We start from the raw sequence: 24,808 nt of genomic DNA, 5'->3' as shown, positions 1-24,808 counted from the left end.
TTACTTACGCCCAATACCGAGGCGGCGACTACGCACTATTTGATATGGTCTTACCAAATACGTTACAGATGCAAAGCCGCTCCAAATGTGCACTAAGCGAGTAAATGGGAAAATCAAAAAGATGGTCATACCTAAAAACATATGCAGCTTAAATACCCAATCAACCCCGCTCAGCAAAGCAACTGCACCGGAATTAAAGGTAACAATATCCTGAGCCCAACCAGCCAATTTCATCATCATTGAGCCATCTAAATGCTGGCCCGAAAGCGGGATAGTTGCAAGACCTAGCAACAGCTGGAACCATAAAATGACAGCAATCAAAATATCGCTTGTCTTAGATGTGGCACGAATACGATCATCCGTTAAACGACGATGTAACAGAATCGTCAGACCAATAAACCCAAACGTTCCAGCAATACCTCCTGTTGCCATAGCCATTACTTGCTTTTGCCCTGCGGTAATGAATGGCTCATACAAGAAGTGCGGCGTTAGCATTCCAAAGAAATGGCCGAAAAATAAGAATAAGACCCCAACATGAAAAAAGATGCTTCCTATGCGCAACTGTTTTTTACGCAATAGCTGACTAGAATCACTTTTCCAGGTGTATTGGTCTCGATCAAATCGAATCAAGCTACCTACAAAAAAAACTGTCAGGCAGATGTATGGGTAAATTCCAAAAATAAAAGTATCTAAATAGCTCATGACTGAACCCCTTCTAATTCTTTTGTGCGCTTCACAAAGTGCAGTGGCTGCGCCTCTCCTGGTTTTGATTGACCTCGCGTAGAGCAACCACTAAATGCTGGTGGCTCTGCCCACTCCTCATCCATGGAATTTTCTTCAGGCTTTAAATCAACAATCTTGAACTTTTCACCTGAAAACTCAATGGCAGCAGCAATTAGCCATGCATACTGATTATTACGAGATACCAAAGTTGAATACACTGCATTCAAAATGTGAGCCATTTCACCAATAAATTGCTTAGCCTGGTCCAATGGAAGCGTTGAAGCAAACTCAAGAATGATGGATAAATGATCAGGCAACTCATTGGCGCTTAATTGCAAACCACCTTCTTTATAGGTTTGCAGCAAATCCACCATTGCCTGACCTCGCTCACGTGAGTCACCATGGACATGCTCAAATAGATGCAAAGAGGTTGCTCTGCCGCGATCAAAGCACTCTACATAGTTTTCTTGTGAATCAAATAAATCAGATGTTTGTAAATTCTTTACAAAATCTACCAAACCGCTATGCACCTTCTTACTTAACTTTGGCATAGTGTATAAAGCCTCAGCAACTTCAGTTAAATGCTCCATCAATTCCTGATCAGGATATTGCAGCAATCTAGATAGCGCTCTTAAAGGTAATGAATGTTTCATTCTTGCTCCTTATACTGCAGGCTTAATTGGAATAGTCCGACGTTTTGAGCCCCCGAATAAACTTAATTCGGAGTCACCGTCAGAGCAGCCATTACCGAAGGTAAACCCACAACCACCTTTCATATCAAAAGTGTTTTCAGCGTACTCTCGGTGCGAAGTTGGAATCACAAACCGATCTTCGTAGTTTGCAATTGCCATAATCTGATACATATCCTCAACCTGATCTTCAGATATGCCGGCCTGTTTAATAGCTTCTAAATTTCTGGTTCCATCTACATGCTTATCCCGCTGCCATGCCCGCATTGCCAACATCTTTTCAAGAGCAGACACCACTGGCGCTTCATCTCCAGCCGTCAACATATTGGCCAGATACTGAACTGGTATACGCAATTGCTTCACATCAGGAATATGCCCATTGACACCAACATAACCAGCTTCGACTGCGCCTGTTACTGGAGATAATGGTGGGACATACCAAACCATCGGCAAAGTTCTGTATTCTGGGTGCAGAGGTAATGCAATTTTCCAATCCATCGCCATCTTGTAAACAGGGCTTTTCTTAGCTGATTCAACCCATGAAGGTGGAACGCCATCCAATAAGGCCTGCTTTTGAACTTCAGGATCGTTTGGATCTAAAAATACTTTTAATTGAGCGTTATAGAGATCTTTTTCATTCTCAACGCTTGCTGCATTTTCAATTTGATCTGCGTCATACAGCATGACACCCAAATACCGGATACGCCCAACGCAAGTTTCAGAACATACCGTGGGTTGACCAGCTTCAATGCGGGGATAACAGAAAATACACTTCTCTGCCTTGCCGCTCTTCCAGTTGTAATAAATCTTTTTGTACGGGCATGCAGATACACACATACGCCAGCCGCGACATTTATCTTGATCGATCAAAACAATGCCGTCTTCTTCGCGTTTGTATATTGAGCCTGACGGGCATGATGCAACGCATGCTGGATTTAGGCAATGCTCGCAAAGCCTTGGCATATACATCATGAAGGTATTTTCAAACTGACCCCATACATCTTTTTGCATTTGATCAAAATTGGAGTCTTTGCTTCGCTTAACGAACTCACCACCAAGAATCTCTTCCCAGTTTGGACCCCATTCAATCTTTTCCATCCGCTTGCCAGTAATTAAACTACGAGGACGTGCTGTTGGGGCCGCCTTAGATTCTGGTGCGGATTGAAGATGCTCATAGTCAAAAGTAAATGGCTCGTAGTAATCATCAATTTCTGGCAAATTCGGATTCCCGAAGAGGTTCATCCAAATCTTAGATCTACCGCCTTGTTTTGGTTCAATCTTGCCGTTACTTTTACGCTTCCAGCCACCCTTCCACTTCTCTTGGTCTTCCCAATTTTTAGGATACCCAATACCAGGCTTTGACTCCACGTTATTAAACCAAGCATATTCCATGCCAGGACGGTTAGTCCAAACTTGTTTACAAGTAACAGAACAAGTGTGGCAACCAATACACTTATCCAAGTTCAAAACCATGCCAATTTGTGCGCGAATTTTCATCTTATTTCTCCGTTACGCTTGAACTGTGTTGGCATTTTCACTATCAAGCCAATCAATATTTCGCATTTTCCGAACCTTCACAAATTCATCGCGATTCGTGCCAATCGTTCCGTAATAGTTAAATCCGTAACTTAATTGGGCATAACCACCAATCATGTGAGTGGGCTTAAGAACAATTCTGGTGACTGAGTTGTGAATGCCACCACGCATACCCGTAATTTCCGATCCAGGAGTGTTGATAATTTTTTCCTGAGCGTGATACATCATGATCATTCCTGGGTTTACACGCTGGCTGACCACCGCTCTAGCAGCGATAGCACCATTGGTGTTGTAAAGCTCAACCCAATCGTTATCGACAATGCCTGCTTTTGCTGCATCGTTTTCACTTAACCAAACCACTGGACCACCGCGGTTTAAAGTCAACATCATCAAATTGTCGCTATAGGTTGAGTGAATACCCCACTTTTGGTGCGGCGTAATGAAATTAAGCACTATTTCTTTATTGCCATTTGGCTTAATGCCCTGAACCTCACCAATGGTTTTCAGATCAACTGGCGGTCTGTATGAAACAAACCCTTCACCAAATGCCCTCATCCACTTGTGATCTTGATAGAACTGTTGACGACCAGTGAGCGTTCTCCATGGAATGTATTCATGGACATTGGTATAGCCTGCGTTATAGGAAACTTTTTCACTTTCCAAACCAGACCAAGTTGGCGAACTGATAATTTTTCGTGGCTGCGCTTGAATATCACGGAAGCGAATCTTTTCATCTTCCCGATGTAGCGCCAAATGAGCATGCTCACGGCCAGTAATTTTTGAAAGTGCATCCCAAGCCTTTACCGCAACATGGCCATTGGTTTCTGGGGCAAGCATTAATACCACTTCAGCAGCATCGATATCAGTAGAAATCTTTGCCATGCCAGCCATCTCGCCATGTTCAACTTTGCCATTAAGCTCACGTAGCTGCTCGACCTCAACCTTAGTATCCCAAGCTATTCCTTTACCACCATTGCCAACCTTATCCATTAGTGGGCCAAGGGCTGTAAATCGATTAAAGGTATTTGGATAATCCCTTTCCACCACTGTCATCTGTGGTGCAGTTTTCCCGGGAATTAAATCGCATTCTCCTTTTTTCCATTCCTGCACATCAAATGGCTGAGCCATTTCTGCAGGCGTGTCATGCATTAAGGGGGTAAGCACTATTTCTTTTTCAACCCCAAGGTGACCTACGCATACCTCGGAGAACTTTTTAGCAAACCCTTTATAAATTTCCCAGTCGCTGCGAGCCTCCCAGGCAGGGTCCACGGCTGTTGACAGTGGATGAATAAACGGATGCATGTCACTTGTATTCAAATCATTTTTTTCATACCAAGTAGCGGTTGGCAAAACGATATCCGAATACAAGCAAGTAGTACTCATCCGGAAATCAAGCGTAACCAATAAATCCAGCTTACCTTCCGGAGCCTTATCGTGCCATGCAACCTCAGAAGGCCGCGCTTCATCTTTACCCAAGTCCTTGCCTTGCACTCCATGGCTTGTGCCCAGTAGGTGCTTCAAGAAGTACTCATGCCCTTTACCTGATGAACCCAAGATATTCGAGCGCCACACAAACATATTTCGTGGCCAGTTACTTGGATGATCAGGATCCTCGCAACTCATTTGCAATGTGCCAGCCTTCAATCCTTTTACTACGTACTCTTTAGGATCAACGCCAGCTCCAACTGCCTCTTTAACCACATTTAATGGGTTGGTTTTCAACTGCGGTGCGGACGGTAGCCACCCCATCCGTTCGGCGCGAACGTTGTAGTCGATCATGCTGCCTTGGTATTCATTCTTATTTGCTAAAGGAGATAGCACCTCCTCCATCCCTAGCTTTTCGTAACGCCATTGATCTGTATGGGCGTAGAAGAAACTGGTGGAGTTTTGCTGACGTGGAGGGCGAATCCAATCCAAAGCAAATGCGAGTGCAGTCCAACCTGTTTGTGGACGTAGTTTTTCTTGTCCAACATAGTGCGCCCAACCACCACCGCTTTGGCCAATACAACCACACATCATCAACATATTAATAATGCCGCGATAGTTCATATCACAGTGGTACCAATGGTTCATGGCTGCGCCAATAATGACCATTGACTTACCTTTAGTCTTCTCAGCGTTTTCGGCAAATTGACGGGCTACAGCAATTACTTGCTCACGTTTTACGCCAGTGATTGATTCCTGCCATGCTGGCGTATAAGGGACATTGTCATCGTATGACTTAGCGCAATCACCGCCTAAGCCGCGATCGATACCATAATTGCCTGCCAATAAATCGAATACGGTAGCTACATATACTTCTTTTGGAGCTCCATTTTCTACAAAGGACATTTTTTTGGCAGGGATATTGCGTACCAAAACATCACTTTGTTTATTCACATCAAAATGCGGCGTATCAATACCACCAAAATATGGGAAGCCTACAGGCACCACATCGTGAATTGACTGATCTTCCATCAAAGATAATTTCAGAGTCACGTCTTTATCATGATGAGCTTCTTTGGACTCAAGATTCCATTTGCCTTGATCCTTGCGGCCTTCTTGACCCCATCTAAAACCAATTGAGCCGTATGGAACCACGGGTTTACCGGCAGTATCTAATGCTACGGTCTTCCACTCAGAACCATTGGTCTGACCTAAATTGCCTTCAAAGTCACTTGTACGAGCATAGCGTCCGGGAACCAATACTGTTCTACCGTCTTCAAGTGTCTTCTCTTCTAACACAACCAAGTTTGGCATGTCGGTATAGCGACGCACATAATCATCAAAATACTGAGTGCGTTTTTTGAAATAGAACTCTTTCAAAATCACATGGCCCATCGCCATGGCGATAGCAGCATCAGTACCTTGTTTAGGATGCATCCAGATATCAGCCAATTTTGAAACCTCGGCATAGTCTGGTGTAATCGCTACTGTCTTAGCGCCCTTGTAGCGAACTTCGGTGAAAAAGTGAGCATCAGGTGTGCGTGTTTGAGGAACATTGGAACCCCAGGCAATGATGTAAGTAGAGTTATACCAATCGGCCGATTCTGGCACGTCAGTTTGTTCGCCCCAAATTTGTGGACTTGCTGGCGGCAAGTCACAATACCAATCATAAAAGCTCATACATACGCCGCCAATTAGGCTTAAGTAGCGTGATCCAGCGGCATAACTGACCATTGACATCGCTGGAATTGGCGAGAAACCAATAATGCGATCTGGCCCATGCTTTTTGATGGTGTACACATTGGCTGCTGCGATGATTTCATTTACCTCATCCCAAGATGTGCGTACAAAGCCACCTTTACCGCGCATCTCTTGCCAGGTTTTTCTTTTGGCATCGCTTTCAACTAAAGTTGCCCAAGCATCTACCGGGCTTTTTGCAACTGCTCTTACTTCGCGCCATTGTTTTAGCAATTTTCCTCGAATCATCGGATACTTCACGCGATTGGCGCTATACATGTACCAGCTATAACTTGCGCCACGAGCACAACCGCGTGGTTCGTGATTAGGAAGGTCTGGTCTAGTGCGTGGGTAATCAGTTTGCTGTGTTTCCCAAGTTACGATACCGCCCTTAACGTAAATTTTCCAAGAACATGAGCCAGTACAGTTGGTGCCATGGGTTGAGCGCACGATCTTGTCATGCTGCCAACGTGAACGATAGGCGTCTTCCCACGTGCGGTCTTCGCCAGTGACCTGTCCATGTCCTTCTGAAAATGATTCAGTATCTGTAGATAAAAATTTCAGGCGATCTAAAAAATGGCTCATATCAATCCTTTAAGTTCTTTTAGCAAGGCATTGGTGCGTTTTTACGGCTGTAATACCACCAAGTAATCAAGGTGCATGTGACGTAAAAAATAATGAAGGAATACAAAGCAGCTTCAGGACCGCCAGTAGCAGCAATAGATGTTCCGTAGCTCTTTGGAATAAAGAATCCACCATAAGCGCCAACTGCAGAGCTAAATCCCAATACAGCTGCCGCTTCTTTATTGGCATCACGAATTGCCTGCTCTTTATCCGCTGGATTATTTCCGGCAGCACGTTGACGCTCAGTCAAGAAAATTACTGGAATCATGCGGAATGTCGAGCCATTACCAATACCAGATGTAGCAAATAGCAACATAAAGGCAATGAGGAACCCATAGAAATTACCGCCTGCGCCTTGCGAAGGCAAAAAATTCAAGACTGCAAATACGCCGGCGCCCATTGCAATGAAATTCCAAAATGTCACGCGAGCACCACCTAACTTATCGGCAAGCCAACCACCGAATGGGCGTGCTAAAGCACCGACTAAAGGTCCAAGCCAGGCATAACTCAAAGCATTGACGCCAGGAAATTGACTTTTAATCAGCAATGGAAATCCAGCGGAGTATCCAATGAATGAGCCGAAAGTACCTAAATACAACCAGCACATAAGCCAATTATGTTTACGCTTAAAAATGACTGCTTGGTCTGCAAATGATGCCTTTGCCTCAGCCAAATCATTCATCCCAAACCATGCAGCAATAGCTGCTACTGCAATAAATGGTACCCAAATAAAACCGGCATTTTGTAACCACATTGGAACTTGTTGGCCTGCCTTGGTTACGGTCTGTGGCTCACCACCCAATGCTCCAAACACCCCTGCAGTGATAACCAGCGGAACAACTAGCTGAACAATCGAAACACCCAAATTACCCAATCCAGCATTTAGACCTAAAGCTGTTCCTTTTTGCGCTTTTGGATAAAAGAAACTAATGTTAGACATTGAAGACGCAAAATTGCCGCCCCCAAAACCACAAAGCAATGCTAAGGTAATAAAAAATTCATAAGGGGTTGCTGGATTCTGAACAGCAAATCCAATACCTACCGCAGGAATTAATAAGGATGCCGTTGAAATAGCAGTCCAGCGACGTCCACCAAAAATGGGTACGGCGAACGAATAGAAGATGCGCAATGTGGCGCCACAGAGTGCTGGTAGTGACGCAAGCCAAAACAATTGATTTGTGGAAAATTTAAATCCCACGTTTGGCAAATTCACTACTACTACTGACCAAACCATCCAAACTGCAAATGCCAAAGTTAATGCAGGGATCGAAAGAATCAGATTACGCTTTGCAACTGATTTTCCGGTGGACTCCCAGAAATCTTTATTTTCTGGCTCCCAACGAGTAATTACTGTGGAGGACATTTTGTGCCTTTCTCTCTTAAATGATTAATGGGTGGGTTTAAGTGATTTCTCACCCATTACTTCAGTCTTACGAACTTCAGTTAAATACATCCAAATCAATGAAACCCAGACCACTCCATACATCAACATAAATGCGCTAGAACGTATGCCGGTAATATCTAAAATTGCACCGAACATGATCGGCAAAATAAATCCGCCTAAACCGCCAGCTAAACCAACAATGCCGGAAATGGTTCCGATGTTGTTTGGATAGTCATCGCCGATATATTTGAAAACGCTGGCTTTACCGAACGCCCAAGCAACGCCCAATATCGCCATCAAGGTTGTAAAGGCGTAGATATTTAAGCCAATGTGATAGGTCTGTGGACCATTGATCGTTTGAATGGTGAAATCAGTTTGTGGATAAGACAAAAGGAAGAGGCAAACCCAACTAACCCACATTACCCACCAAGTCACTTGGTGAGCGCCATACTTATCTGAAAGCCAGCCGCCAATTGCCCTTAAGACTCCGCCTGGAAGTGAAAAGCAAGCGGCCAATAACGCTGCAGTGCGAATTTCCAAACCAAACTCACCAACGTAGTACTGCACCATCCAAAGACTTAAACCAACATAGCCACCAAAAACAATGCTGTAATACTGGCAATAGCGAAGTACCTTTGGATCTTTAAGCGCCTTTAATTGATCTTTAAAAGAGATATTGCTTGATACTAAATGCGATGGATCGCTGGCGCTAAACATCCAAAACAAGATTGCCATCCCGAGCATCACTGCGGCATAAACCTGGGGAACCATCGTCCATCCAAAAGCCACCACTAGGGCTGGCGCAATAAATTTATTGACCGCCGCACCGGAATTACCTGCGCCATATACACCCATTGCAAAGCCTTGGCGATTCTTTGGAAACCATCTTGCAACATATGGAGTTCCAACGGAAAAGGATCCACCAGCCAAACCAACAAATAAACCAATAGTCAAAAAGTGCCAATACTCTGTTGCATGAGCCATCATCCAAATTGGGATGACAGTCGATAGCATCAAAATAAACATCACAATGCGACCGCCGTAACGATCAGTCCAGATCCCCAAAGGCACACGTACTAATGAGCCAGTCAGAATCGGTGTAGCCGTTAATAAGCCAAATTGGGTTGCATTTAGATTGAGTGCTTTCTTGATTGGGATGCCAATCACACCAAACATCATCCACACCATGAAACACACAGTGAACGCTAAGGTGCTCACAATCAGGACTGAATAAGCTTTATTACTGGTTTTGGTAGTCGCACTCATGAATATCCCCTAATCTCATGAGTGATTATCAAAACTAGAGGGTGCTGAGCATATCCCCCAAAAGACTACTTTTGAAAAGCAGTCGAACTATGTCTATAGACAGGCATAGTTCTAAAGAACTACTACTTAAGAAGTAATGCCCTCTGCGCTAGCAAAAACAGCAACCTGGACGCGCGATGATAGATTGAGCTTTCTAAGCACGTGCTGAACGTGAATTTTTACAGTTGTTTCAGCAATGCCTAGCTCTCTTGCGATTTCTTTATTACTAGAGCCAGTAGCAATGAGCTTTACGGTTTCAAGCTCTCGAGGGGAAAGGCTGGCTAATAATGAGGAACTAGTCGGGCGCTCATCTGACTTTTTGTTCGTCTTAAAGGCGCTTACAAGCTTATGCGTCATCTCTTTGCTGATGACAGACTCACCCGCGAAAGCCCTACGTATTCCCAACAATAAATCATCTTTTTCGCTAGTTTTGAGCAAATACCCTTGCGCCCCATTTTGCAGCGCTTGAATTAAATCCCCTTCATCCTCACTAACTGTGAGCATCATCACTGTTGATTCCGGGGATGCATGAAAAATATCTGGCAAGGATTGAATACCGCTTGCGCCTGGTAAATGGTTGTCTAGCAAAATGACATCGGGCTTCAAAGTTTTGCATAGCCTAATGGCTTCAATGGCATCCCCAGCCTCTCCAATCACTTCTAAATCTTGTGCTTGTGACAGCAGAGCAATTAAGCCGCGCCTAAATAAAGTGTGGTCATCTACTACCAGTATATGAATCTTTTCCATGTTTATACCCTCACACCTTTCAACTTAGGCAAATTATGCTGGCAATGTTAGCAGTACTTTGGCGCCAGCTGGAGTATTCGTCTCGACCTTTAAATCAGCGCCAATCTTCATTGCTCGTTCCTTCATAATACTCATACCCACATGCGTACTATCAATAGAAATATCATCCGGTAAAAAGCCAATGCCATCATCTATCACCTGGAAAATCCATTGTGGCGACTGATTCACAATAACTTTTACATTTTTAGCTTTGGAATGCTTGCGGATATTTGATAAAGCTTCTTGTATTACATGCATTACCTGTATTTGAACATCTGGCGCCAAAGGCAAGCCTTGCCCATGAATCTCTAATTCGCTATGAATATCTGATTGGTGTTCAAATTTTTGCAAAGTAGTTCGAATTGCCGTTTCAATATCTTCAGTGTTAGTTCTTGTTCTAAAGTGCAACAACAACTCCCGAACATCGCTGTAACTTTCACGCAAACCTTCATCAAGCTCGCCAAGAATTTTCTTCGCTTTAGTGGTGGCCGGCTCAACCAACTCATCCTTTAGCATACCCACTTGCAACTTCAGAAATGCTAACGATTGGGCAATCGAGTCATGTAACTCTCTTGCCAAAAGACTCCGCTCCTCAGATATGGCCGCTTCTTTTTCCATCGCTTTAATACGCACAGCCTCCATAGCCCCCGCCAGATGGTGGGCGAGTGTTTCAAACAATGACTTTTGATCTTGATCCAAATCTGTTGGATCAGAATAAAAAATATCGATCTCTCCTAGCAAGTCTTGCTGAAAGAGAATCGGAACAGTAATGAGCGTCTTATAGCCAGCTCGCACACAATGCCGCTCTGCTTCCGTTTTGGGATTAAACGTAACGACTTGAACTTCACTAAGGCCTGTAGATTGGCCGCAATAGCAATCTCCTGAAACAACACACTGCTCTTCATGTGTAATTGTTTTTGGAAGATTTGCGCCAGATAGTAAAAAGTATCGGCGGTTCGCCTCATCAGTCCAGCGAATGGCAATAGCAGAAGCATTACTCAAACTCATAATGCGCTCGGAAAATCCCTTGGCCAATTTTTCCAGGTTATCTTCACGCGATACAAATGAGCTTAAATCATATAAAGCTTGCAATCGATTTTGGCGCTCCTGCAAGTGCAAGGTCTTCTCCGCCACCTTAGCCTCAAGACCGCCGTACAAATCACTAATGGTGGAAGTCATTGAATTAAACCCAGCGGCCAAATCACCAAATTCATCCTGAGCATCAATCTTTACTCGGGTATTGAGTTTACCGGACTTAACACTCTCAAAACCTAAGCGTAACTTTTCCACGGGATCCAAAATAACCGAGTATCCCACATACATAATTAATAAAGTGGCAATGAGTGAAGTTGCTAACATTGCAAACTGAAATAAATGCAACAGATTAGTCCAGTAATCTACTTCGCCTTCGATTGAACCAACAAATCGATCAATACTGGAGACAAAATTATCAACTTGCGCAATCGAAACACTGTCCGATTTTTTACTCACTAAATCTGCTTTAATCGCGCTCCATTGACTAGAGATATTGGCAAAATAAATTCGATTGACTTTATTCCAAGGCACAAATAGCGGTCTTGATGGATCGCCGTTTTTAAGAACAATAATACTGTCATCAAATTTAGCAATCAGTTTTGAAGCGGCCTCTTTTTTGCCTTCACCAGCCAATAGCGCTAACTGATAAGTCTGCATACGCATGCGCCCTGCTTCATTAATAGCTGCAGCGCCGCCCTCTAATTTCCAAGTTACCCATAAAGTAAAGCTAATGGAAATCATGGCCAACACCAAAAGTGCAATACCAATGAACATTAACTTCTTTTTTAGGGTAAATTCTCTATTCATCATTTAATAAAACTATACATAAAAGCAATCATGCAAAGAGACAAAGAACCTAATTGGCTCCACCGCCTCCATCCTGGATTATTTGGAATGTCTTTAGGGCTGCTAAGCCTTTCATTTACGTGGAGCAAGTATTCCCACATCACATCAATTTCAACCTTCTGGATTGAGCGCTTCTTCCTTGGTCTTGGCCTGCTTATTCTATGCTTTCTAGCAACCCTCTGGAGTATTAAAGCAATTTTTTATCCAAAAGCGATTAAAGAGAAGTTTCTAAACCCAGTTTTAGGCCCCATGATGGCCTACTTTCCAATTAGCACAATGCTTGCCATTGCTTTGCTCTTTCCCAGATTTCCAGAGTACACAACATTTGCCTATACCTTAACTGCGATTGCGCTAATCACTCAGGTAACAATTGCCTGGCGAGTGGTATATCTGTTATCGATGGGCAATATGCCAAGTGATCAAGTAACGCCGGCGCTTTATTTGCCGATTGTTCCAGGCGGCTTAGTTGGAGGTGCCGCACTAACAGCAATTGGATTACCTGGATTTGGGTATCTGGTTTGGGGTATGGGTCTTGGGGGGTGGGCACTATTAGAGATGCGAATCTTGCATCGGTTATTTGCCGGCCCTTTGCCACCACAATACCGAGCAACAATAGGTATCGAAATGGGTCCTGCTGCAGTCAGTACTATTACCGCAGTAAGCATCTGGCCCAACATTCCTGTAGATGCTGTATTAGTTGGTCTTGGAATTGCCTCTGGGCCTATTTTTGCAGTGCTAACCAGATGGAGATCTTGGACAGCAGTTCCGTTTTCATTTGGATTTTGGTCTTTCGCCTTCCCCGCAGCAGCAACAACTTCTTGCATCATCGAAGCCGTCATTCGTGGTGGATGGCCCAATGTTGCCGCAACAATCGCAATTACATTAACTACTGCCCTCGTCTTTTATTTACTGCTACGGACTTTTGTTCTATTGATTAAAAGACAACTCTATTAAATTTGTTCATCCGCATGAACCAACATACCCGCAGCTAGTACAGTAATCGCAGCCATCTTTTTTGATCATGGCATGAGCTCCGCAGTCTGGGCACTTTTTACCAGCCATAAGACTGCCTGCTGCACTTTTTTGTGGATCGATTTCACCAATCGCAAAATCCTCAGAGGACTTGAACTCAGCAATTCCTCTCTTTGCCAAAATATTTTCTATTGCAAAAGCAACGGCAGCCACTTCAGAGTCATGCCACATCGGCGCTAGCGCACCATCTTGCTTTTTCTTGGTACCTAAGCGTACAGGTCCTCTATCCCAAGCTACTTTTTTCATATCGCTTAGCGCTCTGGCTAAAAAGCCCCCGCGAGCTGCCAATGAAAGCATCCGCATACTAGAAGTAATCCACTGCTGCGATTCACCGCTTTGACCTACAGGCATAAAAAATTCAATAGCCCTCTCAACGCTCGCTTTTTTACCGTCCACTAAACCTTCGACAGCCAAGAACGAAATAACAAGATAAAGCGTCTTTTTACCCTCTTGTGTCCAATAGGTAATTTTTTCAGCAACCGCTGGCAACTCCCCATCTGGGCGTCGATCGATTACTTTTCGAGATGGGTTGCTACGCAATTCATCTGTTTCAATGGCTGGCAAATTATTTTCTGTAGAAGAAGGGCTCACCTGTAAAACTGAACCCAAAATATTATTAGGTCTATAGGTTGCCAATCCCTTTAAATGAGATTTCCAAGCGGTGATATACAAATCTTTAAATTTGTCATATGGGTAGTCTGCAGGAACATTTACCGTTTTTGAGATCGCAGTATCAACGTATGGCTGTACAGCTTCCATCATCAATACATGATCTTCTGCGGACATTTCTAACGCAGTAACAAAGTACTCTGGAAGATTATTCACATCCCCACCTAAATCACGGTACACCCGCCAAGCATGATCCACTACTGCGTACTCTTTAGTAGTGCCATCGGCCTCTCTCTTTTTGCGGGTATAGGTCCACGAAAATGGCGGCTCAATGCCATTGGATGCGTTATCAGCAAATGCTAAGCTAACCGTTCCTGTTGGGGCTATAGAAAGCAAGTGGCTATTACGAATTCCATGCTTTCGAATATCTGCCTTTAAAACATCGCTCAAGCGACTCGCGAAATTACCACCAGATAGATATTGATCAATATCCAAAGCAGGGAATGAGCCCTTTTCCTTTGCCAATTCAACCGAAGCGCCATAAGCAATATCGCGAAGTTTCTCAGCAATTTCAGCTGCTTTAATACGTGCTGCTGCGCTATTGTAGGAAAGCTTTAACATGATTAAAGCATCACCAAGCCCAGTAAAACCAACACCAATACGCCTTTTTGCGCGAGCCTCTAAACCTTGCTCACCTAGCGGCCAATACGTAGCATCTAACACGTTGTCCAACATGCGTACTTGTACTTTGACAACTTGAGCAAATCGCTCAAAGTCAAAATAAGGCTCGCCATCAAAACCAAAGGGATGGACAACAAACTTTGGCAGAATGATCGGCCCGAGATCGCAGCAACCGTAGGGAGGTAATGGTTGTTCACCACAGGGGTTAGTAGCATCAATCCGTTCACAATAGTACAAGTTATTATCGCGATTGATATTGTCTAAAAATAGAATGCCAGGCTCCGCAAAGTCATAAGCAGATTGCATTACCGCATCCCAAATCTCTCTTGCTCTGACCTTTCTGTATACCCAGAACCGATCTGTTCTTTGATATGCTCCCGCTGCGATTAACGCCTCGCATGGTTTAGCTTTATGGCAAAGCTCGAGCTCGCCATCTGAGCCAACTAATTTCATAAACTCGTCAGAAACTCCTACGGAGACATTAAAGTTATTCCAGCGTCCAGGCGTTCTCTTGGCAGTAATAAATTCCAATACATCAGGATGATCAATGCGCAATACACCCATCTGCGCGCCTCTGCGTGCGCCAGCACTCTCTACGGTTGAGCAAGACTGATCAAAGACATTGATATAACTGCATGGCCCAGAGGCAATCGAGGCCGTTCCCTTAACCTCGGCACCTTTTGGACGAATTCTGGAAAAGTCATAGCCAACACCTCCGCCACGACGCATCGTTTCTGCAGCCTGCTTCAAAGCTTCATAAATGCCTGGATATCCATCTTCATCAGAATCTTGAATGCAATCCCCAACCGGCTGCACAAAGCAATTGATCAAGGTCGCCTTAATGCTTGTCCCAGCTGAACTCATAATGCGCCCAGCCCCAATTGCACCAGCATAGAAATTATCTAAAAATTGCTTTTCTACGACGTCTTGAATTTTGGAATCTTCAACTGCGGCTAGACTTTTTGCCACTCGCTTAAAAATTGTATCAGCGTCAGACTCTCCGCTTTTTAAATATTTTTCTGCTAATACATCAACGCTAATTGGCTGCATAACCATATTCGATTGGCTCCACATCAGATAAAAGTCTTGTAATTAAATCAATTACTGGGCGAATTTGAGTGCCAAATGGCAATGCACCTGCGCCTCTAAAAAAAAGTCCTTTTTGAACGCTACCCACTAATGCGCTTCCTAGAACTTTGTCAATGCAAAATTGACCCCACGAACTATTCCCATCCCTTAAACCACAGTCATGCAGACAATCAAATACCATTGTGCAGCGTGGTTTTTTGCGAGCCGTTTCTTTGAGAACACTCTCTACTTTGAGATATTTGCCAAGCCATGGAGTCTTCACTGCTCGGGCTGGTAGGCCTGCGACACTGAGAAACTCTACGATATCTTCTTTTTTCGCGTTAGCTAAGACATGTTTAAATGCATCGTCCGCGTCACCTTCAGTAGTAACGGCAAAGGCGGTACCCAACTGCACTGCTGATGCACCCAAAGCCTGAAGCCTCTTAATATCCTCAAGACTTGAAATACCTCCAGCAGCGATTAAAGGAATCTTTCCTGCAATTCCAGCTTCTTCAAAAAATTTGAGCACCTCTGGGATAACATTTTCAAAATCAAATTTAGTATTATGAATATCCGTAACGCTTGATGCTCCAACATGCCCGCCAGCTAAACGGGGATTTTCAATCACAATGGCATCTGGCAGGCGACCTTTTTTCATCCATTTCTTAACTAATAATTGAACACCTCTAGCCTCAGAAAGAATGGGGATTAAAAGAGCATCTGGATAATCTGCTGCCAAATCCGGCAAATCCAGCGGCAATCCAGCACCTACAACAATGATGTCAGCGCCGTTTTCTAAAGAACACCTTACATATTGAGCATATTCGTTGACGGCTTTCATCACATTCACAGCAATAAGACCAAACCCGCCAGCATCTTTCTTGGCCTGAAGAATCTCACGCCTCAAAGCCTCTATATTTGCCGCATTGATTGCCTCTCGACTTTCAGAACACGGCTTGAGATGCTGGGTTTGCTCCATTAAATCAGGATGTAGACGCCTCAAATCAATCGACGAAATCGTTCCTACACCACCGGCTTTCGCCACAGCACCAGCTAAACGATGAGCCGATACTCCAACGCCCATACCACCTTGCACTATAGGCAATATGTTTTTCCCTTTTATCACCAAGGGAGACACGCCACTCTTAGAAAGCAACTCCATAACGTCAGTCGGAATTAATGTTGTCATTGAGTTACCTAAGTAGTGTTGTGGCTATTGCTTAGCCAGGTTGCCCATCTAATCGAGGTTTTGTTAACCAAGGAAAATATTTAAACAAATACAAAATAAATGCTGTACACCAGCAAATTCCAGCCCAGCCAAGAGCGGAGTGAAACCATGTTCCACTGAAGGCATGAGCCAACATCCAAAATATTGCTGTAGCTTGTACCAATGTATAAGCAAGCGTTTCGATTACACCTGCAATTAATGGGCGGCCGGTATGCCCCATTGCAGTGCGCGTAATCATTCCAATGATGAGCCCTGCGGTTGCGCCAATCCCAAATGCATGAACTGGTATATAGATCGTCACAAAACCTAATGCAGAGAGCCCCAAGAGAATAAAGCCAAGTGGAATCCATAAATATGCAGCATGCAAAACCAATACGATTGGTTTAGAAACTGTTGCAAGGGGATTCCAACCCCACAACATCTTTAATTGAATCAGACCGGTAAATAGACAAACTATCGCAGTCAAATAACTTGCTGGAAAAAAAATCCACAGCAAGAAAGATGCGCCACAACAAGCAAGTACTAAGGTTGCTAAGTTTTTATTACGAATTTGCTTTATCCCAAAAAATGCGTTAGCCGTAAAACTTGGTATAACTCTGCCCCCAATCATGATCTCAATCATCACAATCAAAAACAAAGAAATAATCAAGACTTTATTGGCATCAATTTGAATTCGATTATTCGCCGAAAGATAGAACACAGCATTTAAAACACCCAATACACTCAAAATGAATGGGAGAAATAAATTTCTATACATACGCTGACGCAAAATCAATCTGCCAATAGCAAACGCAATTGCAGGCAAAAATAAAACATCTACAACTGCCAGGTAAGGACTCAATAATGGTCCTACTCTGCCAGCAATCCAAAGCAAAACCAATAGCATCAATGATGTGCCAGTTGGAGTATTCAAGCCCGTCCAAGCCCTTACTGCCGTAAGCGCAAAACCAGCTACAACCGTAGCGGCGAAGCCAAAGATCATTTCATGAGCGTGCCACTGAATACCAGGTATTGCGCTATTACCCCTGAAGCTATAGCCACTTAATTCGCATAGCCACTCAGCTACGGCAATCACAGACCAAAGCGCTGCCAGTAAATAGAATGGTCTAAACCCAAGAGCAAATAAAGGCATTGTCTTTTTGGACATGTCAATTAGCCTTAAGACTTCGCCTCTAACTCCGCAATGCGCTTCTTTAAAGCCCGATCATTTTGGAATCGCTCAGTATCATCTCTCACTACAGCGGCAATTCCAGTAACTTTGCCAGAGGCATCGGTCAACATGGCTACGGTAAAGGCAATAGACAAAGGCTTACCTTCTTTATGCAAGGCGGGTACTGTCAATAGTGTTGTGCCATAACGGGTGGTTCCTGTATCCATTGATTTTTTATAGCCATCCCAGTGACGCTCTCTAAAACGATCAGGCGTAATGATGTCCAGGCTTTTTCCCAAAGCTTCACTAGAGCTATATCCAAAAATGCGCTCTGCTGCAGCATTCCAAAAAACAATATCCCCTTTGGCATCGGAAATTACTACCCCATCGCCCATAACATTTGCTAGCTGTTCAAAATTCACCTGATTTGACATAGAAGCCTCTATCTAAAAATTACAAATTTGGAACATTTTCCTAATAATGGGTGGGGTTTGATATAGCCCGATAGAACTATGTAAAAAAGTAAGGTTTCTAATAAATCATCAAAACACCCTTTCATTTGCGATAGATCAAATGCCAATCCAGCTAATTGGAATTTAATGAGCACATCATGCAAAAGAAGTTTCCAATCAATCCGCCGCACCCTGAACGCGTCTGCTGGGGGTGTGAGAGGTATTGCCCTTCAAACTCAATGGCTTGTGGAAATGGCTCAGATCGAGCTCAACATCCATATGAACTATTTGGCGAGGGTTGGGAAACGTGGGGCATGGATAATCGAGAATTACTCAAGAACCCACAATAGCTCCATGAACGACTTAACTATCGCAAGAGCAATACATATTGTTAGCGTAGTGATTTGGATGGGTGGCGTTACTTTTGTTACGCTAGTACTTATTCCCACTCTTAGACGAACCTCGTTTCGCGTTGATCAATTGGCCATTTTTAATGCCATTGAAAATAGATTTGCCAATATCGCCAGAGTAATGGTCTTGTTAGCAGGCATTAGTGGGTTCTATATGATCTATAAACTGAATGCCTGGAACCGCTTTACAGAAATCCAATACTTCTGGATGCATGCCATGGTTTTTGTTTGGGCACTCTTCTTTCTTGCTCTTTTTATAGTGGAACCATTTTTCTTAAAAGATCATGGAAAGATGGTCAAGAATGGGCACAACATCACTAACCTACAAAAAACTCAAATTGTGCATGCAATTATTTTGCTATTAAGTCTAGTCACAATAATTGCCTCCGTTTTGGGTGCTCACGGATTTTTTTATTAAAAAATACCCGCCTATGAGCGGGTATAAACCATATACCAATATGGAGGAGACTAGCTAAATCCTACACTTGATATTTAGATGAGACAAGCGTTACTTAAAGTAACGCTCAAAAAAATACCAACCCGAAGGCCGCCATTTTAATTAAGATCTCAAACTCTTCTCCAAGCAATCAGACATAAATTTCACATACTTAATCGTAAGCTGAGTGGGGATTACGAATTTTTTACGAGCATCCGCTTTGTCAGAAATTAATTTAATGTAGCCTTGTGCAGACAGATTTTTAAGTCTGCCATGCAAGGTAGCTTGTGAGCCTAAATGGCTTAGACCAATCAGATCGCCAACCAATAAAGAATTGTTTTTCGAATTCTGCGCCATGATGTATTCAAGTAACTCAATCTCCAGGCAATCTAATGCGCGGCCGGGATTCATGCGATCGAGCGCATCAATGAGATTTAAAAAGCGAATATACGCACTTGACATTGAAAGATCTTATGCAATTTCTACATAGCAATCATTGACCACAGTCAAGTCAAACTCATACTCATTGAAAACGCACTTCGTTTTGCGGCGGTGCATTATAAAAATTAGAACCAATATCTTAAATCTGGGCGTATAGTCATTTTTAAGGGGGATAGATGAAGCGGATTGTCGATATCTACCGCAAAGATCAAAGAAGCCAAGTGCTCTGGACATACATCGTCTCATTAGGCGGTGATGGCTCGCATCCGAGCCTTGAAGACTTTAAACAAGAAGCTTTACGATTAGCTGTTTTAGATAAGCGCGACACAATGGCCAATTTAGACGCATACGTTCATCTGGAGATCATTCAATAGCCATGGCTTCTAGCACCCTACACGCTATAGCTGTTGCAGAGCTTCGGCATACCAATCCCGTCTTTTACAGGGAATATTGCAATCTCGTTGAAGGCATTAGCAATCTCATTCGGGATTTAGCGGATCAACACGCCCATGATTTGGGATTTACTTCATTTACCGAGACTTTTGATCACGCAAGTAATGAGCCCGTTTTACAAATAGTCATTGGCGCAAATAAGAATGAGCTTTATCTTCACATTTATATTCACAAGGAACACTACTTTGTCATTGGTAAATCAGGTAGTGGAAAGCCTGCTAAGACTGCTGAGCAGGCCCTCAAAATCATTGCAGAAAAGTTGAAGAAAGTTACTTAACTTACCTCAAACCAATTTCTTGCATCTTGGTAGACGTCTTCAGTAGCACTATCGCGAATCTCAAATAACTGCATGGCATTACGCATGACTATTACTGCGAGCACCTCTCGATTGTCATTAAAGTAACGATCCGCACCGTTACCCAATAGCCAATCTACCGCCAATTCAAAATTACCTTCCTGATCTGTCGCCCGTAACCACTCGCTTATCAATGCCCTGCCCTGCGCAAGAAAATCTACTTGCGCATCTATTGCCCGCTGATTAAGGCGGCTTACTAATGGATCAATTTTGCTTGTGATGGTTGGCATAGCCCATGAAGTCCAAAGAAAAAGCCGCCATTAGTGGGCGGCTTTCATTGAAAACAGAAAACTCAATTATGCAGTTTTACGAGCTTTAGCAGGCTTAGCGACGCCAGCTTGGGCTTGCAAAGTTGCCAATGCATCGTCAACATTCTTTTCATAAGTTGCAAATGCTTCAGTAGCATGTGCACGAGCAGCATCAAACTGTTGCAATGAAGTTTCAAAAGCAGTTTTAAATGCAGATACAAATGCTTCAGAACCTGCTGGAGCAGACTTAGTCGCTTCTTTAACGAACTTTACTAATTCAGCGCGAGCCTCATCAATAGAAGCGTCCACGATTTCAGCAACTTCATGGTTACCGTTTTGAACTACTTTCTTTACCTTAGCTTGATACTGAGCGGCATATTGCAAAGCTTCTTGAGCAGCTTCTGGCTGAGCCAATTTAGCCAATTGCTGTGGATCTTTTACGGCTAACAGCTTTGCGCTGGTTTCTTGAGCAGCAGCAACAGCATCTTTAGCAGCGGCTTGGTTAATTTCAGCCAATTCTTGGGCGCAGTTTGCGGCTACTTGAGCCAATTGTTTAGCGTTTTCAACAGCTTTAGCTTGTGCTTGTGCTACTTGGGCATTTACTTGGTTTTGAAACATGATATTTCCTTTAAGCAGAGTATAGGCAGCATTTTGCTGCGATGCACCATTTTAAAAGGGACTAGCACCAAAGGCAAGCATTTTTTGCTGCAAAGCAACATATTTTAGGGTAACTCCCAATTAATAGGCTTTAGAAGGCGCCTATGATGGTAATCCATCAAGTAAAGGTGTTAGTCATGCCTCTGAATGCTCAATCTATCCCCCTTAAAACTGGCGTCATTTATATAGTGGACGATGACGAGGATGCTCGGGAATCCTTAGTCTGGCTACTAGAAAGCAATGGATTTAAGGTGAGCCCCCATGAAAGTGCCGAGCGGTTTTTGCTTGCCCTACAAAATGCAGACCCAGCAATTCCAGCTTGCTTATTGCTTGATCACCGCTTGCCCGGAATGAGCGGTCTTGAACTATATACTCAGTTAATTAAACAGCGCTATTTACTACCAGCTGCTTTCATTACCGGCTATGCTGATGTTGCACTAGCGGTCCAAGCTATCAAACAAGGCGCTCAAGACTTTATTGAAAAGCCCTACAAAGAAGATCTCATTTGTAAGCTAGCAAATGAAATGCTGGATAAAGCATATAGCGACTATCAAAAACATATGGAATTAAATTCCATACGCAACAAACTCAAAACTCTCACCAAACGAGAGCGGGAAGTTTTGGAGTGCCTTACTGCAGGTTGCACCAACAAACAAGTTGGTCAAAATCTACACATCTCACTGAAAACCGTAGAAGCACATCGCGCTAATGTAATGGATAAACTTGGCGTCAATAGAGCGGCAACCCTTCTCAAACTCTCTATAACAAACCAGCAATATCATTAACAGGACAAAATCCGACCGCTGGATTCGAACTTTGCACCAAAAAGCAATCGCACAGTCAATCGCACACTCATTTTTTGGTCTCTCAAAGCCTTATGCTATATAGGTTTTTGAAGAGGCACGACTTCTTTTAATCCGTTGGTCGCGAGTTCGAATCTCGCCCGACCCACCAGTTATACAAAAGCCTCTGGAGAAATCTAGGGGCTTTTTCATTTGGTTCGCGTGAAAGTGGTTGCTGATGGAAACAATAAATGACCTTGTCAGGATTTAGTGGGTAAGGATGTTCTACGCTGGAGGACCGCTTGAACTATAAGCGTCTCTTTATGGGACGGTCATGGTGTTTTGTCGGGTAAGCCGACAAAATAAAACCACTTTAAGCTTTCACTGAAAGTGGTTAAACCCGTAGGAGCGGGCAAGCCGAAATAATAGTTATTTTTTTCTTAAAAAAGCTGGGATGTAGACCTCATCGTTTTGAGCATTTATTGTTACAGCCTCGGCTTTTTGTCTCCCTATACCCCCCAATTCAATATCTAATGCTTCGGCATAAATGTGAGCATTATTTAAAGTATCTTCGAGTGCTTGTCTGAATCCCAATAATTCACCATTCTCAATCCGAACAATTTCTTGAATTGCCAAACCGCACGAGCTTGCGATTGCAGGTAATGTCAGGCCACGCATCTCTCGCTCTTCGCGAAGACGCTTACCTAGCTGCCTGAAAGATTGAATGTGCGCTAAATTCATAAAACCCACAAGCTATAACAATTAGGGCTTTATGTTTTCACCATAGGCAAGCTTGGTCAATTAGCCATTGGGCTAATTTGCTGGCAACTTCACCACAAATTTCGCACCACCACCAATGGCATCCTCGTAATGAATAGAGCCGCCATATCTAGTAACAATATGCTTACACAACCATAGCCCTAGGCCCATACCAGTCTTCTTAGTGGTATTTAAAAGCTCAAAAAGTTGACTTTTGAATTTGTCAGGAACACCAGAGCCATTATCGGAAACGGCTAGCAGAACCTGTGCGCCAACTTTATTGGCCTCTATAGTGATCCTACGCTCTGCTGTATCGGAACTTGCTAGGGCCTGTGCTGCGTTATTAACTAAATTAAGAATCACCTGCTCTATTTCAGATGGGTTGACGCGTATTACACAGTCCTCGTCAACTCGTAACTGGATTTGAATATGCTTTGCTTTCAGTTCTGGCCTTGCAATATCTAATACTATTGAAATCGAATCACCCAACCGGACTAACTCAGAATTAGATTCGCTTTCTGTAAAAATTGATCTTAATGATTTCACAATCGTGGCAGCTCGTTGATTGTCGGCTTCGAGCGCCTCTAAAACTTCTTTACCCAATTCAGGATTTAGCACCCCTTTGTCTAATTTCATTTTTAGAAACTGAATATTAAGGTTCGATGCGCCTAAGGGTTGATTTAGCTCATGAGCAATTGAGGCAGATAAAGCACCAGTAGCAGCTGTTTTATTAGCTTTCAATAAGCTGGCAATGAGGCTTTCACGTTCTGTCAAAAGACGTTTGATTTGTTCTTTTTCCGTATTGATCAAATCATAGTGAATAGCAAAATAATTCAATTGCCGCAATATTGCCAACATTGCATTAATAGTTAATGTCAAATAGTTTGAAACATTGTCATCTATAACAAATTTAATATTGTGATTGACGGCAATGAAAATGTTAAACAACCATACAAGGGAAGTAGCTAAAAATAGATAAGCCATCACCCTTACAAACTTATTCGCACCTTCTCTATTCCACTTGATAATGATCAAGAAGAAACAGAAATTCATAATCGACCAAACGAAACTTAAATAGGTAGCCGTATATTTTTCAATTTGAAAATAAAACAGCATTTCAATTATTAACCCATGTAAAGCAGCAACTATGGGGATCCAATTTAGTGTAGTAGTCTTTTTAGTTAGTAAAACCTCAAGGGATACAAAAAATAAAAACCAGCCAAACAAAGTAAAAAAATTAGCTACAGAGTAAGTTAGCCAAGATGGGAAATTAGGCCTAAGTAATACTAAGCCCAAACCAAATGCTACGCTTAAACAACCATAGATCCACAATCTTGCGGATCTATTATTTTTAATCAACACAAACACCAGACCAGCGCATAGCACATATAGAGTAATTAAAACGGGAAAGACTGCTTTAGTGATAAACATTGTTTCCTAGGCTGCTATTTTTATTATTGAAAGTGTATTAGAAAATTAGAGCGATCCTGATACTTTTCGCAATTTCTCATAAAAATAAATTTGAATTTTTAATAAAAATTGATTGGAGTTTTCCCTCAATTATTTTGTTTTTCCATCATCCAATGACAGTCTTTGCCCCTAGCTTTACCTCAATCTCAAAATCCGAATAGCACCACTTAACACCAAGAATCCAATAGCTAAACCAATAATCCAATCGGGAATCGGACTGTTAAGCCAAGCAACTAATACGCCAGCAATAATTACACCGAAATTGGCTAGAACATCATTAGCGGAGAAGATATAGCTTGCCCGCATATGAACTCCGTCATCCTTTCGCTTGGATATTAAAAATAGGCAAGTTACATTCACTATTAAAGCCAATACAGAAATCCAAATCATCGCATTGGCTTCGGGCTCTGCCCCTGTATAAATTTGATAGCTAGCTCGCCAAATTGCGCCGGCGGCTAAAAAAAACTCAACGATGCCAGCTAATTTC

At 43.0% G+C, this 24,808-nt stretch carries 24 protein-coding genes; 6 read left to right on the top strand and 18 right to left on the bottom strand.

The annotated features are described in order from the left end of the window. The 8 genes from narI to ICE93_RS07455 all read right to left on the bottom strand — a co-directional run bounded on the left by narI (position 1) and on the right by ICE93_RS07455 (position 12,054). Positions 1 to 702, bottom strand: a complete 702-nt coding sequence (gene narI, locus ICE93_RS07490) for a respiratory nitrate reductase subunit gamma (protein WP_216186999.1) — start codon at positions 700 to 702, stop codon at positions 1 to 3. Next, positions 699 to 1,376, bottom strand: coding sequence for a nitrate reductase molybdenum cofactor assembly chaperone (narJ, locus tag ICE93_RS07485; protein WP_216186998.1), 678 nt, complete (start codon positions 1,374 to 1,376; stop codon positions 699 to 701). The genes narI and narJ overlap by 4 nt, the downstream gene beginning before the upstream one ends. 9 nt (positions 1,377 to 1,385) lie before the next feature. Next, positions 1,386 to 2,909 (bottom strand): nitrate reductase subunit beta, encoded by a 1,524-nt coding sequence (narH, locus tag ICE93_RS07480; protein ID WP_216186997.1) that lies wholly within the window; start codon positions 2,907 to 2,909, stop codon positions 1,386 to 1,388. 12 nt (positions 2,910 to 2,921) lie between these two features. Next, positions 2,922 to 6,695, bottom strand: coding sequence for a nitrate reductase subunit alpha (locus tag ICE93_RS07475; RefSeq protein ID WP_216186996.1), 3,774 nt, complete (start codon positions 6,693 to 6,695; stop codon positions 2,922 to 2,924). A gap of 19 nt (positions 6,696 to 6,714) precedes the next feature. Beyond that, positions 6,715 to 8,097, bottom strand: coding sequence for a NarK family nitrate/nitrite MFS transporter (locus tag ICE93_RS07470; RefSeq protein WP_216186995.1), 1,383 nt, complete (start codon positions 8,095 to 8,097; stop codon positions 6,715 to 6,717). Between the two features lie 24 nt (positions 8,098 to 8,121). Further along, positions 8,122 to 9,384 (bottom strand): nitrate/nitrite transporter, encoded by a 1,263-nt coding sequence (locus ICE93_RS07465; protein ID WP_216186994.1) that lies wholly within the window; start codon positions 9,382 to 9,384, stop codon positions 8,122 to 8,124. Between the two features lie 126 nt (positions 9,385 to 9,510). Then, on the bottom strand, positions 9,511 to 10,170 hold the full coding sequence (locus ICE93_RS07460) for a response regulator (RefSeq protein WP_216186993.1): 660 nt from the start codon (positions 10,168 to 10,170) through the stop codon (positions 9,511 to 9,513). A 33-nt stretch (positions 10,171 to 10,203) separates the two neighbouring features. Further along, positions 10,204 to 12,054 (bottom strand): type IV pili methyl-accepting chemotaxis transducer N-terminal domain-containing protein, encoded by a 1,851-nt coding sequence (locus ICE93_RS07455; RefSeq protein ID WP_216186992.1) that lies wholly within the window; start codon positions 12,052 to 12,054, stop codon positions 10,204 to 10,206. Positions 12,055 to 12,081: 27 nt separating this feature from the next. On the opposite strand from ICE93_RS07455, the gene ICE93_RS07450 reads away from it, so the two are divergent. Continuing rightward, positions 12,082 to 13,044: a hypothetical protein gene (locus ICE93_RS07450; protein ID WP_216186991.1), complete on the top strand. Its 963-nt coding sequence runs from the start codon at positions 12,082 to 12,084 to the stop codon at positions 13,042 to 13,044. Between the two features lie 6 nt (positions 13,045 to 13,050). On the opposite strand, the gene ICE93_RS07445 is transcribed toward ICE93_RS07450, so the two are convergent. From ICE93_RS07445 to ICE93_RS07430, 4 genes are read right to left on the bottom strand one after another with little or no spacing between them, the layout of a single operon-like run. Continuing rightward, positions 13,051 to 15,468, bottom strand: a complete 2,418-nt coding sequence (locus ICE93_RS07445; protein WP_223146624.1) for an adenosylcobalamin-dependent ribonucleoside-diphosphate reductase — start codon at positions 15,466 to 15,468, stop codon at positions 13,051 to 13,053. Beyond that, positions 15,449 to 16,669, bottom strand: a complete 1,221-nt coding sequence (locus ICE93_RS07440; RefSeq protein ID WP_216186989.1) for a nitronate monooxygenase family protein — start codon at positions 16,667 to 16,669, stop codon at positions 15,449 to 15,451. The genes ICE93_RS07445 and ICE93_RS07440 overlap by 20 nt, the downstream gene beginning before the upstream one ends. A 31-nt stretch (positions 16,670 to 16,700) precedes the next feature. Further along, complete coding sequence (locus tag ICE93_RS07435; RefSeq protein WP_216186988.1) at positions 16,701 to 17,855, bottom strand: NnrS family protein; 1,155 nt, start codon at positions 17,853 to 17,855, stop codon at positions 16,701 to 16,703. 11 nt (positions 17,856 to 17,866) lie between these two features. Continuing rightward, the gene (locus ICE93_RS07430) at positions 17,867 to 18,292 is read right to left on the bottom strand and encodes a PAS domain-containing protein (RefSeq protein ID WP_216186987.1); all 426 of its coding nucleotides are present in this window, start codon (positions 18,290 to 18,292) and stop codon (positions 17,867 to 17,869) included. 176 nt (positions 18,293 to 18,468) lie between these two features. Between ICE93_RS07430 and ICE93_RS07425 the strand changes: the two genes are divergently transcribed. After that, on the top strand, positions 18,469 to 18,660 hold the full coding sequence (locus ICE93_RS07425) for a DUF3079 domain-containing protein (RefSeq protein ID WP_082784112.1): 192 nt from the start codon (positions 18,469 to 18,471) through the stop codon (positions 18,658 to 18,660). Between the two features lie 4 nt (positions 18,661 to 18,664). Beyond that, complete coding sequence (locus tag ICE93_RS07420) at positions 18,665 to 19,138, top strand: hypothetical protein (RefSeq protein WP_216186986.1); 474 nt, start codon at positions 18,665 to 18,667, stop codon at positions 19,136 to 19,138. 141 nt (positions 19,139 to 19,279) lie between these two features. On the opposite strand, the gene ICE93_RS07415 is transcribed toward ICE93_RS07420, so the two are convergent. Next, entirely contained in the window at positions 19,280 to 19,618 is a 339-nt protein-coding gene (locus tag ICE93_RS07415; RefSeq protein ID WP_216186984.1) for a hypothetical protein, read from the bottom strand. 155 nt (positions 19,619 to 19,773) lie between these two features. On the opposite strand from ICE93_RS07415, the gene ICE93_RS07410 reads away from it, so the two are divergent. Then, on the top strand, positions 19,774 to 19,971 hold the full coding sequence (locus ICE93_RS07410; protein ID WP_216186982.1) for a hypothetical protein: 198 nt from the start codon (positions 19,774 to 19,776) through the stop codon (positions 19,969 to 19,971). 2 nt (positions 19,972 to 19,973) lie between these two features. Beyond that, on the top strand, positions 19,974 to 20,327 hold the full coding sequence (locus tag ICE93_RS07405; protein ID WP_216186980.1) for a hypothetical protein: 354 nt from the start codon (positions 19,974 to 19,976) through the stop codon (positions 20,325 to 20,327). On the opposite strand, the gene ICE93_RS07400 is transcribed toward ICE93_RS07405, so the two are convergent. Continuing rightward, positions 20,324 to 20,635 carry a hypothetical protein gene (locus tag ICE93_RS07400; RefSeq protein WP_216186978.1) on the bottom strand — a complete coding sequence of 104 codons (312 nt, stop codon included), beginning with the start codon at positions 20,633 to 20,635 and terminating at the stop codon, positions 20,324 to 20,326. The two genes, ICE93_RS07405 and ICE93_RS07400, sit on opposite strands and share 4 nt — an antisense overlap. A gap of 66 nt (positions 20,636 to 20,701) precedes the next feature. After that, on the bottom strand, positions 20,702 to 21,271 hold the full coding sequence (locus ICE93_RS07395; RefSeq protein WP_216186976.1) for a phasin family protein: 570 nt from the start codon (positions 21,269 to 21,271) through the stop codon (positions 20,702 to 20,704). 143 nt (positions 21,272 to 21,414) lie between these two features. On the opposite strand from ICE93_RS07395, the gene ICE93_RS07390 reads away from it, so the two are divergent. After that, the gene (locus tag ICE93_RS07390; RefSeq protein WP_304609451.1) at positions 21,415 to 22,095 is read left to right on the top strand and encodes a response regulator transcription factor; all 681 of its coding nucleotides are present in this window, start codon (positions 21,415 to 21,417) and stop codon (positions 22,093 to 22,095) included. 426 nt (positions 22,096 to 22,521) lie between these two features. Here the strand turns inward: ICE93_RS07390 and ICE93_RS07385 are convergent, their stop codons facing one another. From ICE93_RS07385 to ICE93_RS07375, 3 genes are all read right to left on the bottom strand, one after another. Further along, positions 22,522 to 22,833 (bottom strand): helix-turn-helix domain-containing protein, encoded by a 312-nt coding sequence (locus tag ICE93_RS07385; RefSeq protein WP_216186974.1) that lies wholly within the window; start codon positions 22,831 to 22,833, stop codon positions 22,522 to 22,524. A 72-nt stretch (positions 22,834 to 22,905) separates the two neighbouring features. Continuing rightward, positions 22,906 to 24,282: a sensor histidine kinase gene (locus ICE93_RS07380; protein ID WP_216186972.1), complete on the bottom strand. Its 1,377-nt coding sequence runs from the start codon at positions 24,280 to 24,282 to the stop codon at positions 22,906 to 22,908. Positions 24,283 to 24,456: 174 nt separating this feature from the next. Next, positions 24,457 to 24,808, bottom strand: a 352-nt coding sequence (locus ICE93_RS07375) for a cation transporter (RefSeq protein WP_216186970.1), incomplete at its 5' end; no start/stop codon positions are given.

This window comes from Polynucleobacter sp. MWH-HuK1, from assembly GCF_018881815.1.
Taxonomy (GTDB): domain Bacteria; phylum Pseudomonadota; class Gammaproteobacteria; order Burkholderiales; family Burkholderiaceae; genus Polynucleobacter.
This window is presented reverse-complemented; position numbering and strand designations above follow the sequence as displayed.

Bases quoted from the DNA above. Each gene is read 5' to 3' on its own strand.
- narI (WP_216186999.1), bottom strand. From the start codon at position 702: ATGAGCTATTTAGATACTTTTATTTTTGGAATTTACCCATACATCTGC.
- narJ (WP_216186998.1), bottom strand. From the start codon at position 1,376: ATGAAACATTCATTACCTTTAAGAGCGCTATCTAGATTGCTGCAATAT.
- narH (WP_216186997.1), bottom strand. From the start codon at position 2,909: ATGAAAATTCGCGCACAAATTGGCATGGTTTTGAACTTGGATAAGTGT.
- ICE93_RS07475 (WP_216186996.1), bottom strand. From the start codon at position 6,695: ATGAGCCATTTTTTAGATCGCCTGAAATTTTTATCTACAGATACTGAA.
- ICE93_RS07470 (WP_216186995.1), bottom strand. From the start codon at position 8,097: ATGTCCTCCACAGTAATTACTCGTTGGGAGCCAGAAAATAAAGATTTC.
- ICE93_RS07465 (WP_216186994.1), bottom strand. From the start codon at position 9,384: ATGAGTGCGACTACCAAAACCAGTAATAAAGCTTATTCAGTCCTGATT.
- ICE93_RS07460 (WP_216186993.1), bottom strand. From the start codon at position 10,170: ATGGAAAAGATTCATATACTGGTAGTAGATGACCACACTTTATTTAGG.
- ICE93_RS07455 (WP_216186992.1), bottom strand. From the start codon at position 12,054: ATGATGAATAGAGAATTTACCCTAAAAAAGAAGTTAATGTTCATTGGT.
- ICE93_RS07450 (WP_216186991.1), top strand. From the start codon at position 12,082: ATGCAAAGAGACAAAGAACCTAATTGGCTCCACCGCCTCCATCCTGGA.
- ICE93_RS07445 (WP_223146624.1), bottom strand. From the start codon at position 15,468: ATGGTTATGCAGCCAATTAGCGTTGATGTATTAGCAGAAAAATATTTA.
- ICE93_RS07440 (WP_216186989.1), bottom strand. From the start codon at position 16,669: ATGACAACATTAATTCCGACTGACGTTATGGAGTTGCTTTCTAAGAGT.
- ICE93_RS07435 (WP_216186988.1), bottom strand. From the start codon at position 17,855: ATGTCCAAAAAGACAATGCCTTTATTTGCTCTTGGGTTTAGACCATTC.
- ICE93_RS07430 (WP_216186987.1), bottom strand. From the start codon at position 18,292: ATGTCAAATCAGGTGAATTTTGAACAGCTAGCAAATGTTATGGGCGAT.
- ICE93_RS07425 (WP_082784112.1), top strand. From the start codon at position 18,469: ATGCAAAAGAAGTTTCCAATCAATCCGCCGCACCCTGAACGCGTCTGC.
- ICE93_RS07420 (WP_216186986.1), top strand. From the start codon at position 18,665: ATGAACGACTTAACTATCGCAAGAGCAATACATATTGTTAGCGTAGTG.
- ICE93_RS07415 (WP_216186984.1), bottom strand. From the start codon at position 19,618: ATGTCAAGTGCGTATATTCGCTTTTTAAATCTCATTGATGCGCTCGAT.
- ICE93_RS07410 (WP_216186982.1), top strand. From the start codon at position 19,774: ATGAAGCGGATTGTCGATATCTACCGCAAAGATCAAAGAAGCCAAGTG.
- ICE93_RS07405 (WP_216186980.1), top strand. From the start codon at position 19,974: ATGGCTTCTAGCACCCTACACGCTATAGCTGTTGCAGAGCTTCGGCAT.
- ICE93_RS07400 (WP_216186978.1), bottom strand. From the start codon at position 20,635: ATGCCAACCATCACAAGCAAAATTGATCCATTAGTAAGCCGCCTTAAT.
- ICE93_RS07395 (WP_216186976.1), bottom strand. From the start codon at position 21,271: ATGTTTCAAAACCAAGTAAATGCCCAAGTAGCACAAGCACAAGCTAAA.
- ICE93_RS07390 (WP_304609451.1), top strand. From the start codon at position 21,415: ATGATGGTAATCCATCAAGTAAAGGTGTTAGTCATGCCTCTGAATGCT.
- ICE93_RS07385 (WP_216186974.1), bottom strand. From the start codon at position 22,833: ATGAATTTAGCGCACATTCAATCTTTCAGGCAGCTAGGTAAGCGTCTT.
- ICE93_RS07380 (WP_216186972.1), bottom strand. From the start codon at position 24,282: ATGTTTATCACTAAAGCAGTCTTTCCCGTTTTAATTACTCTATATGTG.